Here is a 16,140-nt window from a genome sequence, read left to right on the forward strand (position 1 = left end):
TTCGACGCCGTACCGAAAGGACTAGCACTCGCCCGCTGCTGACCACCACCGAGGAGTTCTTGTGATCCACTGCCGCCACAACCAACTCGGGGGGATCACGTGACGGACCAGCAGCCTTCGACTCCAGATGAGCAGTGGCGCCGCGATGAGGAGTGGCGCCGGTTCATGATGGAGCAGCAGTACCGGCAGAACGCCACGCAGAAAAACATCCAGTCGGCGCTGACGGTGCTGCTAGTTCTCGTCGCCGTGGCGCTGGTGATCTGGGCAATCTCGGCGAACCAAGCCGCGGGCGGCTGACCCGCTCCTGTCACAACCGGCTCGTACGTTGCGGGGCGTGGCCGACCTGACCGCCGACGAGCTGCTGATGCTGCAGTTTGAGCAGCGCTGGTGGAAGCGCGCCGGCGCGAAGGACGTCGAGATCCGCAACCGGTTCGGCGTCGAGCCGGTCACCTACTACCAGCGGCTGAACGCGCTGATCGACCGGCCGGAGGCGATCGCGCAGGGCGGCCTGGTGGTCGGCCGGCTGCGGCGGCAGCGCGCGGCCCGGGGCTGGCGGGTCGGGCGGCAGGAGAAGCCGGCGGTCTGAGAACGACGAAGAGCCCCACCCGCGCTAGGCGGGTGGGGCTCTGTCGTGCGTGGGGTGATCAGGGGGCGGCGTGGGCACGGCGGACCGTGCGCCCCGCCCGGTTGAGCATCCAGCCGGGCGGGGCTGCCTGCGCCAGGCATGATCCGGAGCCATGGACTGGGGAGACGTGCCTGGCTGGTTCTCAGCTGTTGGAACGGTGGGAGCGCTCGCTGTCGCGCTGACGATTTTCCGGCAGTCCGTCAGTGACCGGCGTCAGGAGCAGGCGCGGAAGGTGTCGGCCTGGTCTGGCGCCGTCGTCGTCACGCCCGACGGCTATCACGTCCGGGTGCCTTTCCAGGTGCGCAACCTGAGCGACGAGCTGATTACGGACGTCTCGGCTCGGCTCGTCACCCTGGACGACAAGGACATCGGCCCGGCTCCGCACGACTGGAAGTACGCCGACTTGGAACCGGGCGGGACTGCCGGCTTCACCCTGGAGGAACGACTGGACCTCGGGTGGTCAGGCGTCGATGCTGCGCGCGTCCGAGTGGTTTTCACCGACGCCGCCGGGCGCCGTTGGCGCCGAGTCGGTGGCCAGCTCCGGCGAGTTTCGGGTGCGTCTTAGCGCCCCCTATGTGCCTCCTTGGTGGGAGGCCGACGAAGAAGACCACAAGTAGAGTCACCCCGCGTGACGGGGGGAGGCGCCACGCGTCAGCGCATCGCGTGGCTGGACACAGCGCGAGGCATCGCCATCCTGCTGGTGATCTTGTATCACGCGATCCTGTTCACGCAGAGCCTGGAACTCGACGTCGGCCCCTGGGCGACATCGAACCGGTTCCTCTCCGTGCTGCGGATGCCTCTGTTCTTCCTGATCTCAGGATTCCTCGTCGCTAAGGCGCTCGACCGACCGCCGGCGACAGCCCGGCCGAAGGTCGGTGGCTGGCTGTGGGTCTACTTGATCTGGTCGCTGATCAACATGGCCGTCTTCTCAATTGTCGAGTGGCGCCGCGACAACCCACCGGCTGACTCGCCGTGGGACCTGCTCGGGATCGTCGGGTGGCCCACTAACGGCCTCTGGTACCTCTATGCCCTCGCGGTCTTCCTCGTGGTGCTGCTCTTGACCCGTCGGCTGCCCGCCGTCGCGGTCGTCGGCGTGGCGGCGGTTCTCTCGGCCGCCGTGGGAACGGAGGCAATCCCCTCCGGGAACTTCGCGATCGACCAGATGGGCCGGTACTTCGTCTTCTTCGCCTTAGGCGCGAGGTTCCCCGCTGTCGTGGCGGCCGCGGAGTCGTGGTTCACGCCGAAGAGGATCGGCCTCATCGCTCCGATCTACCTGCTGGTCTTCGGGGCCGTGGCCGGCGGCGCCTACTGGACCTCGGCGTCCGTCAGTGAGGTCATGAACCTGCCCGGCGTCCGGCTGCTCGTCAGCCTGCTGGTGGTGGGTCTAGGAATCGCGCTGTCTGTCGTGCTGACCCGCTCGATGCTCCACCGCCCACTCGGTGCGATCGGTCGCGCCACCCTGCCGATCTACGTGGCCCACGAGATCGTGCTCGGTTGCCTGACCGCGGCGGTCATCCCGGTGGCGGACGACCTGCCTGGACGGGCGGGCTTGATCCTGCCGCTGCTGCTGGCCTCGGCGACCGTCGTCCTCGCGCGAGCGCTCGGCCGCGCTTTCAACTCCGTGCCGGGCCTGTACGAGTCGCCTCGTTGGCTCGCTCGGCGGCTCAGCGCCACCGCCCAACCGGGGGCGGAACCGGTCAGACGGTGAGCGGCAGCGGCAGGCCGGTCGAGGGAGCAGCCGCTCGCAGGGCCGGCAGGCTGTCGCTGGTCACCTTGCGCATGAAGAAGGCACCGGACGTCACCGCCGCGACAACCTGATCTTCAGTGGTCAGGACAGCGGGCTTCACGGGCTTCGAGAAGTCCATGTACCGGCGGGTCATCGAAGAGTCCCGCAGGGTCCCCGTCACCGCCGAGTCGCCTCGGACAGTGCGTAGCAGCGTCTGGAAGTAGAGCTCGTCGGGCACCCATGCATGGCGCAGGCGGTGGCGCAGCGCCGCTCGCGCCGTGCGGTGGTCCATGAAGGCCTCGAGCGTTGAGCGCTGCAGGGTCCACCACTGGGAGCCGCCCGCCCACGCGACCGGCCGCCCGAAGGCGGCGCTCACCGCGTCATCCGGAAGGTCCAGCCGAAGGCGCCGCTGGAGGGCAACGCCGAGCCGGTCGACCTTGTAGCGCGCGCCCTCCTTGGCCCCCGCCAGATGCCGGTACTGCACGCGGTCGAGGCCGCCGCCCGCCCAGTTCACCTTGGGCAGAGGGTCCACCTCGATGCGATCGCCGGGGTCCTCGAGGAGCTCCTGTGTGATCTGCTCAAGGGGCATGGCCGGCCAGTCACTGCCGCTGAGCAGGCTGGCGTGGTGGAAGTCGTGCCGGTCCAAGGCGATGTCGATCAACCTCAAGGTGGCGTCGACGAGACTGATGTCGCCCCAGGCGCACGGCACTCGCTGGTCGACGATGTCGGCGCCCATGTCCGCCCACTGACGCAGGTGCTGACGGGCCTCCGCCGTGTCGACCGTCGCGTCCAGGTGGATGGCGAGCCGGGCACTGTCTGAGGCTGCAAGTAGCTGGACGAGCCGGTCCGCCTGGGCGAGGTCGCTGTGGAGGAGCAGCAGGTACGAGTGGTCGCTACCTTGGGTGAGGGCCACTTCCGAACCCTATGTGTCCGTATGGGCCGGACCTTCGGGGGCTAGCCTGTCGCTGTGGCGGATGAGATCGGCCGAGCCCTTGGAGCCCTGTACGACGCCCTGCGAGGGCCACGGCGCGATGAGGCGCATCCCTGCATGTACGGAACCCGCCCCGGCAATGAGGACAGCTGCAACGTCCTGGTGCCTGCGGGCGCGGGCTGGCGCGAACTTGGGCTGGTGTTCTGCTCCGAGGAGCACGCCGCTCTTGACCAGGAAGAGCAGGCGCTCTGACCGTCAGGGGGTGGTGATGCTCAGGTCGTCCCAGCGGGTCGCCAGCCCGGAGGTGTTGGAGAAGAACCCGGCCAGCTGCCCGGCCTGGTTGAAGGTGGCGCCGGTGACCTGGCAGACCTGGACGCCGTCGACGTAGCCGGTCAGCGTCGTCCCGGAGGCGACGACCTTGAGCCGCTGGCCCACGGTCGGGACTGGACTAGTGGCCTGGCTGCCGACGGAGCCAATGCCGCCGGCCTCGTACTTGTAGAAGACGAAGCCGGCCTGGCTGGCGGTGAGGCGGGTGGACAGCCAGTAGCCGTTGAGGCCGTTGGTGAAGCGGATCGCGAGGCCGCCGCCCTGGTTGGCCGGTCCTGAGCCGAGGGCGGCGAGGGTGGCCTCGATGGTGAAGTCGGGGGAGCCGGCGTCCACGACGGCGATGGCGGTGTTGGTGACCGTGGTCCAGCCGCCCACGCCGCCGGACTCGGTGAACACGGGAGTGTCGGCGCCGGAGGACTGCACCGACCACGTCTTGCCGCCGGTGTCGGTGGTCGTCCCGGCGATCGAGCCGGAGCCGGCGAAGGTCTCGGTGATGGCGACCGGCCCAGCGGCGACCGGGGTGGCGGTCACCGCAGAGGTCTGCGCGGACTCGTTGCCAGCGGCATCGACGGCGCTGACCGTGTAGCTGTACTGCGTGCCGTTGGTGCGGCCGGTGTCGGTGTAGCTGGTGCCGGTCGGGGAGGCGATGAGCGAGCCGCCGCGGCGCACCCGGTAGCCAGTGACCCCGACGTTGTCGGTGGAGGCTGCCCAGGACAGCGCGACCTGTCCGTCCCCCGGGGTAGCGGAGAGGCTGGTCGGGACACTGGGGGCGGTCGTGTCCGGCGTCGTCGGCGTCGTGGAGGTTTCGCCGAGGGGCAGGTTGACCAGGGCGCTGCGCAGCAGGTCGGCCATGTAGGCGTGTCCGGCGTTGGTCTGGTGGGTGCCGTCGGTGTCGAGCAGGTCGAGCGGGTCGGAGCCGGGGACGCCGACGAGGGCGTACGCCTCGGACAGGTCGATGAAGGCGACGTGGTCCGGGTCGGCGTCGGCGATCTCGCGCATGGCAGTGATGTACTGCGACCACGGGTAGGTGGGCGAGCCGGCCAGGCCGTAGCTGGCAACGAGGATGTGCACGCAGGGGCCGGAGGTTGCGGCCTTGAGGCTGGCGATGACGTTCTGCACATTCGCCTTGTAGGTGGCGGGGGCGACGCCGCCGGACCAGTCGTTGGTGCCGATCATGTGCAGCACGGCGCGGGGGTTGAGCGCGGCCGCGGACGCGATCTCCCCGGAGGTCAGGTAGTTCGCCGCGGTGGTGCCGCTTTCGCCGGCGTTGTAGCCGTGCACCCCGGCGGCGGAGCTGACCGTGCCCCAGCTTGCGGTCGTGGAGGCGACGACGGCGGTCTCGGAGCCCAGGCCGGAGGGGTAGGCGGCCTGCAGCGCGGCCACGAGGCGGTTGACGTAGCGGTTCGCGGCGGTGCTGGCGTTCTGCCCGGCGGTGGTGGAAGACCCGGCGAAGACGATGCGGCAGGGCGTGGTGGCGCGGGCGGCCAGGCCGGCGCGGAGGACGGCCAGGGCCTTGGTAGTCGGGGCGCGGGTGGTCGATCCGCCGCCGGAGACCGTCCCCCATGCCGCTCCGTTGCCCGCCTTGATGAGCGCCTGCCCGTCCGCGCCGCCCGCCGGAATTGGCACGAAGGCCGCCCTAAGTGCCACTCCGACCGGCGACGCGGAGTCGCCGATCTCGGTCGCCAGTTCGGCCTCGGACAGGTACTGCGGGAACGGGTCAGGAGGGGTCGCCGGCGCCCCGTCGTCCAGGCGCTCCCACCCCCAGGCCGTGAGGATGCCGATGTTCGCGCCGGACACGCGCATCTCGGTGCCGGTGCGGGGGTTGCGGAAGACGGCGACGGCCATCGGGGGCGGTCCTCTCTCAGTAGAGCGGGGATGCGAGCGCGAGCAGCCACCCGAGCCCGAGCAGTACGGCGGCGACCAGGAGCAGCGCCGGGACGGCGACGGCGGCCATGAGCGGCAGGTCGCGGAGCAGCCCGGCGCGGCGAACGGGGTTGGCGGCGGCGCCGAGGCGGACGCCGAGCCACATCAGCCAGCGGGTGGCGAAGCCGACGCCGCACTCGCGCATGACGCGGCGGAACAGGCCGTCGACGTCGCGGGAGGACACCATGGGTGGCCGCCGGTCGCGGTGCGCCCGGGCAAGCTCGACGCACAGCCAGTCGTGCAGCACGGCGGCCCGCTCGTACACCCCTTGCGGCGGCAGCAGCGCCCAGAAGATTCGGGGCACGGTGGCGAGGTCGGTGGGGAAGCCCTGGGCGATGCGCAGCCGCCCGTACCGGCCCTCGTACTCGGTGACGCCGTCGGTCACGTACTGGCCGGCCCCGGGGTAGTACAGGTTGGGGCCGCGGGTGAACGGCATCAGCCCTCCCGCGCCGGCGGGGCGGCGTGCCGGGCGGCCACTGGCGCCGGCCGCGGCCGGTTGACCGGCTGGGTATTCGACGTGCCGTAAGTGCTGAGGTAGCCGATCACCCCGGACACCAGGCAGGCGAGCGCGGACCGCCAGGTGATCGGCGCCTCCGACTGGAGCAGCACGTAGAACGGTGACCCGAACGCGATCGCACCGGCCACGGTTGCCTTCCGGGCAGTGGTCAGCGGGATCATGGCGACCCCGCTCGGTCGCGGCGGGCCTGCTCGACCAGCAGGTTCTTGAACATCAGGGCGCCGGCGATAGTCACCCCGCCGATCAGCAGGGCCCGCAGCAGGTCCTTGACTTCCTCGGGGACTGGCACGGCGAGCAGCAGGCAGATGTAGGCAAACACCGCGGTCAGGGACACGGCCTGCGACATCAGCGCCCGCCCGACCGGGGTCCGCCGCCACGAGGGGGTGCGCACGGCGTAGAAGCCGACAAACGCCGCGTACGGCGCCCCGGCGACGACGTACATCCAGAACGTCAGGTCCGCGTAGAACGGCATGGTCAGACTCCTCGTAGCGCTTCGACGACCGCCGCGGCGAAGTGGTTGCGCCGCAGCGTCGCCGCCAGGTCGTCCGAGACCCTGTCGGCCCGGGACGCCAGGTTGCGGGCGTCCTGCAAGGCGCGGGTCGCGTGGCTGGCCGCGGCGTTGGCCTCCTCGGAGGCGCACGGTGGCCGGCGGCGCCACGGCCACCTCACGGCCGCTCCTCGGCCACTCGCTGCGGCAGCTCTTGGATCTCGACCAGGGCGTGGTTGGTCGCCTGCGTGACGATCGTCAGCTTCTCCACGGCCATCCCCAGCGTGTGCAGGGCCTTGAGCTGGTCCTCGGCCGACGCGCGCCACTTGTCGCGGTCCTCGCGCAGGTCGAGCATCTGCTGCCTGGGCACGAGCCGGCCGGTCAGGATGAGCAGGACGATGAGGCAGACGAGAGCCCCCGCGCCGATGTTGCCGACGGGCAGGCCCTCGAGCAGTGCCCCCACGGCGTCCCCCTTCGCCGTGGTCGGTCAGGTGTCGCGGTCGGTGACGGAGACCTGCACCTCGACGACCTTGGCCATCTCCTCGCGAATCACCGTGCGCAGCGCCTCCGGGTCGATGCCCTGCTGGCTGCCGACGGCGCCCGCGAGCTTGTCGACGGCGGCCCGCAGGCCGGCGATCTGCTGTGCGGCGGCGTAGGAGTAGTGCGCGGAGTCCAGCCACGCCTCCCACGCCTCCATCGACTCCTTGGCGTTGCCGGGCCGCGGGCCGATGCCGCGGTTGGCGACGCCGTCGGACGCGAACCTTGCGATCTCGTCGGGCTTGTACGGCATGTCGTCCTCCTGGGCGGCAGGGGCAGGGGTGACCGCGCCGCCTGCGTCGGGGTGGTCGGGCATGACCCGAGCCAGCTCGGCTCGGCAGGCGGCGAAGAACTCGTCGATCGGGAAGAGGTTGGGCGCGGCGACGCCGGGGTCGGAGCGCCGGCCGGGGTCGCGGTAGCCGTGGTAGGTGCAGCCGGACTCGCCGCGATCGGACTGCGCCTTCGAGATGAGCCGCAGCCGGGTGAGGGGCGCCTTGATCGACCGCCGGTACAGCTGCTGGTTGGCGAACGCCCGCGCGCCCTGGTGCAGGAAGCCGGCCCGCTTGGCCAGGGACATGGCCCGCCAGTCGCTGGTGCGGCAGGCGAACGAGAGCGACAGCGCCCAGTTGTTGGATCCGGTGCCGTCGTGGAAAGCGCCGTGTTTGAGGTCGACCAGCGGGATCCACGAGTCGGAGTCGACGAGGTCGTGGTAGCTGCCGGGGGTGGTGCGCCCGCGGATGAACTCGGCGACCGCTTCGGCGCCGGTGTCGGGGCCGACGGTGTCCATGACGGACTCGGCGGTGTGCAGCACGGTGCAGCCGGTCAGCGGCCGGTTCCGCGTCTTGTACCACTGTTGGACCACCGGTGGCCGGTCGGTCAGGTAGGCGCCCATCAGGCGTCCACCGGCACGGGAGCGGCCGCGGGACCGTCGTCGTCGCCGCGCTGCAGCTCGGCGATGCGAGCCGTCAGCGTGGCGATGGCGTCGTCCTTCTCGGCCAGCTGCCGCTCGAGCACGGGCACGCGGGCGGCGCGTGGCTCGAGCTCGTTGACCTGGCCGACGCGCTGGCGGAGGGCGTCGTCGCGGACGGCGACCTCGACGATCAGGTTGGCGATCTGCTGCGACAGGTTCTGGATGATCGTGTTGGCGTCTGGGGCGAGGTCAGCCACTGGTCTCCTTCGAGGCGAGGTAGTCGGCGAGGTTCGAGGGCACGAGCAGGTGCTCGGCGCAGCCCTCGGGCGCCCCGGGGTTGGGGATGCGGCAGAAGTGCAGGACCTCGAGCTGCTGGTTGCCGTCGGCGTCGAGGACGAGGGTCGAGACGATGGCGCACTCGGTGACCGCGGCGTTGCCGACGTCGTGGCCGCTGCGGTCGCACTTGTAGGTGCCGTCGGGGCGTCGACTCACGTGCGTCCTCTCGGGGGTGTGGTGGGAGGCAGCGCGGCACGCAGCGCGGCGATCTCCGCCCGCAGCGCGTCGACGTCGTTGAACAGGTCGCCGGTCGCCTGCCAGTTGAGGGCCACCACGCCGCCGAGGTCGTAGCCGAGCACCGACTCGCCCGGCACCGGACCTGCCGCCTGGCGCTGGACCGCCGCCGGCAGCTCCTCGGCGATGAGTCCGACCTGCCGCGGCGCCTGACGTGGCTCCACGGGGCCGGTGCGGTCGTCCGCCGGACGTCCCGCTTCGGCCAGGTGCGGCATCCGGTATCTGCGGGCCTTGGCCTTGCGGAAGGCGCCGCGAACGTCGAGCACCGTCTCGAGCGGGGTGACCTCGTCCTTGATCTCGATGGACGAGCCGGGCACGAGGGCCCCGGTGTAGAAGACTGACTGCACGTTGAGGTCGCGGCGATTGCCGAAGGCGTTGCCGACGATGTTGACCGCGCCCTGCGTGAAGAGGATCCCCGAGTCCCGGTTGACCGCAGTCAGCAGTGGGTGGTTGGTCGCGTCGTCGGAGTTCCAGTAGTTGAGCTGGGTGGAGGCGACCTTGCCCGAAGCGTTCTTCACGACCATGGAGAAGCGGTCGCCGCCGGGGGCGTTGCGGGCGCCGTCGACGATGACGTCGACGATGGGCGCGGTCATGCGGGCGGTGCCGACGTCGGTGTAGATCTCCGTCCACACCTCGGAGAAGTCCTTGCGGCCGTAGAACAGGTGCGCGAAGCCGCGGCGCACCAGCAGGACGCCGGAGACGCCGGCGCTCTGGGCGTTGTTGGCGCTGATCGTCACGGCCGCCTGGCTGTCGACCGTCTCGGCCTCGATGGAGGCGAACTGGCTGCCAGAGGTCGGGTAGAGGTCGATCCGGCTGGGGTTGGCGCCCCCGGGGTTCATGATGAACCGCTCGCCGGACAGGGCCGACTGGATCTGCCCGGTGATGAGGTTGGTGGTGCCGGTGATCGACACCATGAGCTGGTTGCTGGCGTTCCACTTCTGCACGCCGAGCGCGTTGAGCTCGACGCGGGCGCCGGTCAGGGCGGTGGCGAAGCGGCCGGAGATGGTGACGTCGGCGGTCATGACGCCGGCGGTCAGCTTCCCGACCGACATCGAGCCGATCTTGGCGTCGTTGACCGCGAGGTCGTCGATCTTCGCGGTGATGACGGCGAGGTCGGCGAGCTTCGCCGACCCGACGGCGCTGTTGAAGATGTCAGCCGACACGACCTGCGAGGTGGAGCCGGCCACCTGTCCCGACGGCGCCGACGGATTGTCGGCGGTGTCGTAGGCGACCAGCTTCACGTACCGCGTGGCGCCGTAGAGGGCGGTCGCGTAGGCGTAGCCGGCGGTCGACAGCGACGCCACAAGCGTGGTCGCTGAGGGGGTAAACCCAGAGGTGGCCGAGACGTGGACGTCGACCCGGTTGAAGTCCGGCGGCTGCTCCCCGCCGGTGTTCGTCTTCCCGTCCCAGTAGATCCGCAGCTGCCCCAGGTAGTTGGAGACCGTGGGGTCGGACGGCGCCGGCGGGGCGATGTCGTCCTGAGCAGTGTGGATGCCGAGCGCCGCCGTGTAGGCCGACACGTGGTTGGCCCGGTCGACCGCGGCGACGCGCACCTCGTAGTCCCAGTCGGGGACCAGGCCCTGCAGGTCGATCGAGGTGCCGTCGACGGCGGTGGCCTCGAAGACCATGCCGGGGGCGACCATCCGCCACTGCACGAAGTAGTGGGACAGGTCGTTGACGACGCTGCCGTCGGTGTTGAGCGCGGGCGCGGTCCACTCGGCGCGGATGACCGCCGACAGCTGCCCGGTCGGCTCGACGACGGCGAAGGTGGACAGATCCAGGTCGGTCGGCGCGGACGGGGTGGTGGTGTCGGGCAGGGTGTCGATCCGGTCGAGGATCGGGTTGCTCGTGCCGCCGGTCAGCGACTTCGGCAGATCCCCGACAGTGATCTCGCCGCCGCCGATCTCCCACACCACGTGCGGGGTGAGGTCGACCCACTCTCCGGCCTGGGTGCGGAACGCCACCGTGTGGGCCTCGCTGACCGGCCACGTGGCGCCGGTGATCCGCACGACGTCGGGGTGGATCCGCTCGCCGCGGAAGTCGATCGTGCGGGCTGGGTCGAAGATGCCGTTCGCGGGGTCGTACACGTAGGCGTTGTCGCCGACGTTGAAGGTGGGGGTGCCGCCGCCGGTCGCGCCGACCGAGTAGTCGTCGGCGGTGACCTTCAGCGCGACGGCGGTGCGGTTGAACCGGTTGAGGTTCAGGTTCGCCACGGCCAGGGCGTTGGTCTCGTCGGCGTCGGACTTCGAGATGGCCCGGGTCTTCTTCACCGGGTTGCCGAACAGGTCCAGGTAGGGCACCGAGGGGGCGGTGGCGGTGGCCTCGACGAAGGTCGTGGAGGTCTCGCCCTCGTACCGCTGCCCGAGGACGACGACCTCGTCGGTGTAGTCCCGGGCGGACTCGTCGACGTCGAAGCTGGCGCCCAGCGAGGTGAGGTCCAGGTCGGCGCCGGCGTTCTTCGCGGCGACGATCGTGGTTGGGCTGGTTCGGTACAGCTGCGCCTGGGTGCCGACGTCTATGGTGCCGTCGCCGTTGACCCGGTACTCGACGTTGAAGGCGTCGCAGATCGCGTCGAGCGCCTCGCGCCGGGACACGTACTGGAAGGTCTTGGAGAAGGTGCCGGCCGCGGCGTGGATGGTGCCGGCGTGCACCGCGGGCGGCAGGACGGCGTTGACCGCCGTGGCCAGGCTGGCGCCGTTGAGGGTGACGGCGGTCTTGAGGATCGGCTTGCCGTCCTCATCGCCGAGCCAGTGCACCATCCCGTCGCCGGACAGGGTGCGCCGGTCCTTCGACAGCTCGAGCAGCACGCCGACGTAGCGGGCGGCGGCTAGCAGGTACGGGGAGGTGGCGGCGACGTCGACCGGGCCGCGGACGATCGCGACGTGCCCGAAGAAGCCGAGCTTCGACAGCACCTCGTCGGGGGTGTCGTCCTTCAGCTGGAAGGTCCAGGAGCCGAGCCCGCCGAGGACCTGGGTGACGGTCACCGGCGGACCAGCCTCGTGCGGTCGCTCTCGGTCCCGAGGTACTGGGCCAGCAGGTCGGCGAAGGCGTCACCGGCCGCCGGGCTGGCGCCGACCTCGTGGCCGAGGAAGAAGTCGAACTCGCGTACGCCCGCCTTGGCGATCGATGCGGTCGCCGTCGTCGTGGTCAGGGTCCGGGAGGAGCCCATGACGAACCGGTTGCCGTCGCCGTCCGCGGATGTGGCCCGCAGGCCGCCGGTGGCAGCGGTCGCGGCCTCTGCAGCCGATCGGGTGACCCCGAGCGTGGCCGCCGCGTGCCGCTTCATCACGCCTGTGACGAAACGGGCCCCCCTGCGCAGGTTCAGGTAGACCACGACCAAGCCCGGGTTGGTGGTCCAGGTGAGCCGCAGGCGGCACTCCTCGGGGTCGCAGCGGAGCACCGTCACCTCCGGGGAGCCGACGACGTTCGACCCGGCTGCGGTGAACCGGTAGCCCTTCGCCGACACGGGAGCACCCGCGCCGTTGAGGCCGGCGACGGTGATGCCGGGCCCGTCGCCGGTCACTCGCAGGAGCGCGTTCGACAGCTCCCACGTCGAGTGCGGCGGGGTGACGAGGCCGGCGTGCCGGAACCCGTCGAACAGCAGCCGCGCCGACCCCTTGAGGTAGTCGGCGATGGGCACGGTCCACCGCGGCGGCGTGTTGTTGGGCAGCCCCCGGTACACCGTGAGCGCGCCCTCCGCGGACGCGCGCGCGGTGGACCCGGTCGGCACCGTGGCGCCCGTGTAGTACGAGCTCGTGCCGGGCGGCGGGGCGTGCCAGAACTCCGGCGTCTGCGTGCCGGCGATCTCGTCCGCCCGGGCGATCGTCGGCACCAGCGACTCGAACTCGACGTCCGCGCCGTTGCCCAGCCGGGTCAGTTGCAGCTGCCAGACGGCGTTGAGGATCTGCCCGCCAGCCGCCTTCGTCAGCTGCGACCGGGCGGCGTCGACCCGGTAGAAGCCGGTCAGTTGCTCCTTGTCGTCGAACACCACCGGCACGCAGGCGGCGCCCTGCAGGCCGAGGACGTTGCGGTGCGCGGCCAGCACCGCCGCCTCCCAGCCCTCGACCAGGTAGGCGACGGGCGGGTGGGCCTCGCGGCCGACGATGGTCAGGCCGGAGCCGTCCTGGTCGGCGGTGCGGGTCTCCTGCAGGGCGATGCCGCCGACGGCGACCGTCACGAGCGCGCCCCCACCGTCTCCCGGTCCAGCTGAACGAGCACCTTGCGGATGCGCTCACCGGCCTGGCGGAGGTCGCGGTCGTTGGCGAGGTTGAGCGGGGTCTCGACCTTGACGACGACGTCGCCGCGGACCTCGATGACAGTGCCGGCCGCCTCGGCCACGGCCGAGCTCGTGCCGCCGGCGGGGCCGCCGTCGGCGAAGGCGCGGACCCGGGGCCGCTCGGACGGCAGGATGATCTGCGCGGTGCCGGCGTTGACCGCGGCCATCTTGCGGTCGCCGTACAGGGCGGCCGCGGCGGCGCGGATGATCCACTCGTTGTTCGACACCCGCAGCGGGCCCATCGGCCCCCAGGCCTGCACGAGGTCGTCGGTCGGGCCGCCCGGGCCGCTGATCTCCCCGCCGCGGTCGAAGCGCGGACCCACGGGGAAGACGCCCCTCGGGGTGGCCTTGCCGCCGCTGGCCGCCGCCCAGGCGAACGTCTGCACGGTCCGCTGGATCGTGGTCACCGTCGAGGTGATGTTGCGGGGGATCGAGTTGAGGGCGCCGGCGATCCGCCCAGCGATGCCCGACGCGTTGTCGACCAGCGACGCCACCGCGGTCGGCCGCTGCGCGCCCAAGTTCGCCAGGGCGTTGATGGCGCCGTTCGCGGTGCCCAGCAACGGGCCGCTGTTCAGACCGGCGACCGGGGTCGGGCGCTGCCCGGCCAGGCCCGCGACCGCGGCGTTGGCCGCGGCCATGGCGCTGTTGAACGGCGCGGGGTTGGCGTTCACGACCGGCGTCGGGCGCTGTTGGTCGACGCCGAGCAGAGCGTTGAGCGCGGCGTCGGCGGCCCCGTGCAGCGGGGCGCCGTTGGCGTCCAGGGTCGGGGTCGGGTGCTGCGCTGCGATGAAGCCCAGCGTGTCCAGCGCGGCCGAAGCGATGCCGGTGAAGGCGGTGTTGTCGGCGTCGATCGTGCCCGTCGCGGTCGTCGCGTCGATCAGGCCCATCCGGACGAGGACCTCGTCGGTGATGGGCGTCGCCTCGTCAGTAGCGGTGATCCGCACCTCGCCCGACGGCAGGCCGACGATGTCGTAGCCGAGCTGGTCGAGGATCCTGATGACCTCGGGCGACGCCCAAGTGACCACTGCCTGGCCGGGCGGCAGGCCGGTGAGCTGGCCCATGAGCCTGTCGAGCTCGGCGCGGACCGTGTCCGTGTTCGTCTCAATGTTCATCGCCGTGACCGGCGGGATGCCGAGCACGGAGTCCACGTAGGCCCGAGCGGCCGTGTCGGTCATGCCGAAGGCGCGCGCAGAGTCGTACAGGGCATTGCGGCCGTTGACCATGGCGACGGTGAACTGGTCGTAGCTGCCGGTCTGCCGGTACACGGCGTCAGCCGAGGCGGCGGCCGACGCGGCGAAGTCGTCGAGGGCCTGCGAGTTCGCCCGGCCGGCCTCCGTGGCCAGGTCCAGGGTCATGCCGTAGCCCTCGATGCCCTCGCGGGCGCCGGCCAGGCGCTCCTGGATGTCGGCGAGGCTCTGCTGGTACTCGCGGTTGGCCTCGTTGAGGTCCAGCTGCCCGCCGTTGAGCGCGTCCAGGGCGCTCTGCAGCTCGTCGGCGGCCTCCGCGGCCTGCGCCAGCGTGCGACTCATGCCGGTGGCGTCCTGGTCGAGCTGGGCGGCGTAGCGGGCCGCGTCCCGCTCGGCGATGGCCAGACGGCCCTGCGCCTCCGCGAGGGTGACGACGTTGCCCTCTCTGTCCTTCATGACGTAGTTGCTGTTGCCCTGCGCGGCGGCGAGCTCGTTGGTCCAGTAGGTGACGTCCGCCTGAGCCCGCTGCAGCGGGCTCATGGCGCCGATCATGTCGTCGTAGGCCTGCCGGGTCGCCTCGGCGGACTCCTGGGAGGTGGTGGTGATGAGGTCCCACGCCCACTCGCTGGCCTGCCCGACGATCGGCAGGTAGCTGGCGTACTGCATGGCGCCGTCGACGGCGTCGACCCAGCCGGCGTTCATGCCGGCGATCGAGGGGCCCATGAGGTCTGCGGCCTGACGGGCGGCGTTGCCGCCCTCGATCAGGCCGCGAGCCGCCGTCTGGGCGTCCCGCTCCATCTTCTCGAAGTTCGTGGCGACCAGAAGCGCCCCGGCGGCGACCGCGGCAGCGGGGCCGGCGAACCGGCTGAGCGCGCCGGCGACCCCGCCTACGGAGCCGGACAGGCGGGAGGCGGCGCCGGCGGCGATACCGCCCTGGGCGCCGATCTCCCCGAGCCGGGTCGACAGTGAGGTGAGGCCGCTAGACAGGCCGTTGACGATCTTCATGCCGGTGAACCCGGCGATCACCGCGGGCAGCGCGCCACCGACGGAGCTGAGCGCGTCGGCCACGACGCCGAGGACCGACGCCAGCGGCGGCAGCACGACCGCGGCGAGCTCGGCGCCCTGGCCGAGGAGCTCGCCCAGGATCGGCAGCAGCGCTTCGAGGATGTCACCGATCGCGGCGAACGCCTGTCCGGCGGCCGGCGCGTGGGCGGACATGGCGTCGAAGAAGCCGGTCAGCCCCGTGCCGACGCTTTCCAACATCGACCCGAGGCCGGCCATGACGGGGCCGGAGGCCTGCACGGCCCGCACCAGCCCGGGCAGGGCGTTCTCCGCGGCGCGGGTGAGGGAGTCGGTGAAGTCGTCGATGATCGGCGCCGACGCCTCGAAGGCGTCCCGGATGGCCGGGCGCATCCGCTGGAAGGACTGCCCGAACTTGTCGGCCATGCCCTCGACGACCGGCACGAGCGCGGCCGCGTCCTGCTGGGCGCCACTCTTCATGTCCTGCCACAGCGCCGCCCACGAGGCCTGCACCTTCTCGTTCTGAGCGGCGGCGACGATGCCGATGCCGCCGAACAGGGTGGTGGCCCCGGCGATCGCGGCCGGCGCACCCGCCGCCAGGGCCCCGGCGATGCCGGCGACGATCAGCGGGGAGTTGCGGACGATCGACTGGCGCATCCCCTGCGCCAGCTTCCCGCCCGACTCCTGCCCGCGCCGCTCCGCGACAGGGTCCAGGCCGGCCAGCGCGATCTCCAGGTCGGTGGCGAACTGGCCGCGGGCGTTGCGCAGTTTCCCCGACGCGTCGCGGGTCAGCCGGGTCATCGACTGGCCGACCTGCTGCACGATCCGCTCGGTCTGGGTGCCGACGCCGTCGGCGGACACCTTCGCGTCCCGCGCGAGGCCCTGCATGTCGCCCTTGGCGTCGCGGAGGCCGGCGGTGTAGCCCGACTTGTCGACGTTGAGGTAGGCGGTCAGCTCGCCGACGACGAGGGCCACGCAGCACCGCCTTCCGCGTCAGGTGGGTCGCAGCACCCGGAACAGGCGGGCGTCCGGTTTGGACAGGAGGTCGACGATGCGCAGCTGCAGCCAGGACCAGGGGCGGGCGCGCAGCAGCGCCCGGTCACC

Annotated in this window: 18 protein-coding genes; 5 read left to right on the forward strand and 13 right to left on the reverse strand. The window is 71.5% G+C overall.

The window, feature by feature from the left end:
• The first annotated feature begins 99 nt into the window (after window positions 1-99).
• The 4 genes from ACI8AX_RS19860 to ACI8AX_RS19875 all read left to right on the forward strand — a co-directional run bounded on the left by ACI8AX_RS19860 (window position 100) and on the right by ACI8AX_RS19875 (window position 2,333).
• Entirely contained in the window at window positions 100-297 is a 198-nt protein-coding gene (locus ACI8AX_RS19860; protein ID WP_456551584.1) for a hypothetical protein, read from the forward strand.
• A gap of 37 nt (window positions 298-334) precedes the next feature.
• Window positions 335-586: a DUF3263 domain-containing protein gene (locus ACI8AX_RS19865; protein ID WP_456551585.1), complete on the forward strand. Its 252-nt coding sequence runs from the start codon at window positions 335-337 to the stop codon at window positions 584-586.
• 151 nt (window positions 587-737) lie between these two features.
• Complete coding sequence (locus tag ACI8AX_RS19870) at window positions 738-1,190, forward strand: hypothetical protein (protein ID WP_456551586.1); 453 nt, start codon at window positions 738-740, stop codon at window positions 1,188-1,190.
• Between the two features lie 63 nt (window positions 1,191-1,253).
• Entirely contained in the window at window positions 1,254-2,333 is a 1,080-nt protein-coding gene (locus ACI8AX_RS19875) for an acyltransferase family protein (RefSeq protein WP_456551587.1), read from the forward strand.
• Here ACI8AX_RS19875 and ACI8AX_RS19880 read toward each other — a convergent pair.
• The gene (locus ACI8AX_RS19880; protein WP_456551588.1) at window positions 2,323-3,264 is read right to left on the reverse strand and encodes a beta-1,6-N-acetylglucosaminyltransferase; all 942 of its coding nucleotides are present in this window, start codon (window positions 3,262-3,264) and stop codon (window positions 2,323-2,325) included. The two genes, ACI8AX_RS19875 and ACI8AX_RS19880, sit on opposite strands and share 11 nt — an antisense overlap.
• A 54-nt stretch (window positions 3,265-3,318) precedes the next feature.
• On the opposite strand from ACI8AX_RS19880, the gene ACI8AX_RS19885 reads away from it, so the two are divergent.
• A complete protein-coding gene (locus ACI8AX_RS19885; RefSeq protein ID WP_456551589.1) occupies window positions 3,319-3,534 on the forward strand; it encodes a hypothetical protein in 216 nt (71 codons plus the stop codon).
• Between the two features lie 3 nt (window positions 3,535-3,537).
• Here the strand turns inward: ACI8AX_RS19885 and ACI8AX_RS19890 are convergent, their stop codons facing one another.
• Genes ACI8AX_RS19890 through ACI8AX_RS19945 form a run of 12 tightly spaced genes read right to left on the reverse strand, consistent with a single transcriptional unit; the run spans window position 3,538 to window position 16,011 of the window.
• A complete protein-coding gene (locus tag ACI8AX_RS19890) occupies window positions 3,538-5,454 on the reverse strand; it encodes a GDSL-type esterase/lipase family protein (protein WP_456551590.1) in 1,917 nt (638 codons plus the stop codon).
• A gap of 16 nt (window positions 5,455-5,470) precedes the next feature.
• Window positions 5,471-5,968: a DUF1353 domain-containing protein gene (locus ACI8AX_RS19895; protein ID WP_456551591.1), complete on the reverse strand. Its 498-nt coding sequence runs from the start codon at window positions 5,966-5,968 to the stop codon at window positions 5,471-5,473.
• The gene (locus ACI8AX_RS19900; protein WP_456551592.1) at window positions 5,968-6,210 is read right to left on the reverse strand and encodes a hypothetical protein; all 243 of its coding nucleotides are present in this window, start codon (window positions 6,208-6,210) and stop codon (window positions 5,968-5,970) included. Before ACI8AX_RS19900 ends, ACI8AX_RS19895 begins: the two co-directional genes overlap by 1 nt.
• Complete coding sequence (locus tag ACI8AX_RS19905) at window positions 6,207-6,521, reverse strand: putative phage holin (RefSeq protein WP_456551593.1); 315 nt, start codon at window positions 6,519-6,521, stop codon at window positions 6,207-6,209. The genes ACI8AX_RS19900 and ACI8AX_RS19905 overlap by 4 nt, the downstream gene beginning before the upstream one ends.
• 2 nt (window positions 6,522-6,523) lie before the next feature.
• Window positions 6,524-6,718, reverse strand: coding sequence for a DUF7620 family protein (locus ACI8AX_RS19910; protein ID WP_456551594.1), 195 nt, complete (start codon window positions 6,716-6,718; stop codon window positions 6,524-6,526).
• Window positions 6,715-6,999: a hypothetical protein gene (locus ACI8AX_RS19915; RefSeq protein ID WP_456551595.1), complete on the reverse strand. Its 285-nt coding sequence runs from the start codon at window positions 6,997-6,999 to the stop codon at window positions 6,715-6,717. The genes ACI8AX_RS19910 and ACI8AX_RS19915 overlap by 4 nt, the downstream gene beginning before the upstream one ends.
• A gap of 24 nt (window positions 7,000-7,023) precedes the next feature.
• Window positions 7,024-7,965, reverse strand: a complete 942-nt coding sequence (locus ACI8AX_RS19920; RefSeq protein WP_456551596.1) for a hypothetical protein — start codon at window positions 7,963-7,965, stop codon at window positions 7,024-7,026.
• Complete coding sequence (locus ACI8AX_RS19925) at window positions 7,965-8,240, reverse strand: hypothetical protein (RefSeq protein WP_456551597.1); 276 nt, start codon at window positions 8,238-8,240, stop codon at window positions 7,965-7,967. Before ACI8AX_RS19925 ends, ACI8AX_RS19920 begins: the two co-directional genes overlap by 1 nt.
• On the reverse strand, window positions 8,233-8,475 hold the full coding sequence (locus ACI8AX_RS19930; RefSeq protein WP_456551598.1) for a hypothetical protein: 243 nt from the start codon (window positions 8,473-8,475) through the stop codon (window positions 8,233-8,235). Before ACI8AX_RS19930 ends, ACI8AX_RS19925 begins: the two co-directional genes overlap by 8 nt.
• A complete protein-coding gene (locus tag ACI8AX_RS19935) occupies window positions 8,472-11,537 on the reverse strand; it encodes a hypothetical protein (protein WP_456551599.1) in 3,066 nt (1,021 codons plus the stop codon). Before ACI8AX_RS19935 ends, ACI8AX_RS19930 begins: the two co-directional genes overlap by 4 nt.
• On the reverse strand, window positions 11,534-12,730 hold the full coding sequence (locus tag ACI8AX_RS19940) for a hypothetical protein (RefSeq protein ID WP_456551600.1): 1,197 nt from the start codon (window positions 12,728-12,730) through the stop codon (window positions 11,534-11,536). The genes ACI8AX_RS19935 and ACI8AX_RS19940 overlap by 4 nt, the downstream gene beginning before the upstream one ends.
• Window positions 12,727-16,011: a hypothetical protein gene (locus tag ACI8AX_RS19945; RefSeq protein ID WP_456551601.1), complete on the reverse strand. Its 3,285-nt coding sequence runs from the start codon at window positions 16,009-16,011 to the stop codon at window positions 12,727-12,729. The genes ACI8AX_RS19940 and ACI8AX_RS19945 overlap by 4 nt, the downstream gene beginning before the upstream one ends.
• Window positions 16,012-16,140 lie beyond the last annotated feature (129 nt).

Source organism: Blastococcus sp. SYSU D00813, from assembly GCF_054050735.1.

Bases quoted from the DNA above. Each gene is read 5' to 3' on its own strand.
- ACI8AX_RS19870 (WP_456551586.1), top strand. From the start codon at position 738: ATGGACTGGGGAGACGTGCCTGGCTGGTTCTCAGCTGTTGGAACGGTG.
- ACI8AX_RS19890 (WP_456551590.1), bottom strand. From the start codon at position 5,454: ATGGCCGTCGCCGTCTTCCGCAACCCCCGCACCGGCACCGAGATGCGC.
- ACI8AX_RS19895 (WP_456551591.1), bottom strand. From the start codon at position 5,968: ATGCCGTTCACCCGCGGCCCCAACCTGTACTACCCCGGGGCCGGCCAG.
- ACI8AX_RS19900 (WP_456551592.1), bottom strand. From the start codon at position 6,210: ATGATCCCGCTGACCACTGCCCGGAAGGCAACCGTGGCCGGTGCGATC.
- ACI8AX_RS19905 (WP_456551593.1), bottom strand. From the start codon at position 6,521: ATGCCGTTCTACGCGGACCTGACGTTCTGGATGTACGTCGTCGCCGGG.
- ACI8AX_RS19920 (WP_456551596.1), bottom strand. From the start codon at position 7,965: ATGGGCGCCTACCTGACCGACCGGCCACCGGTGGTCCAACAGTGGTAC.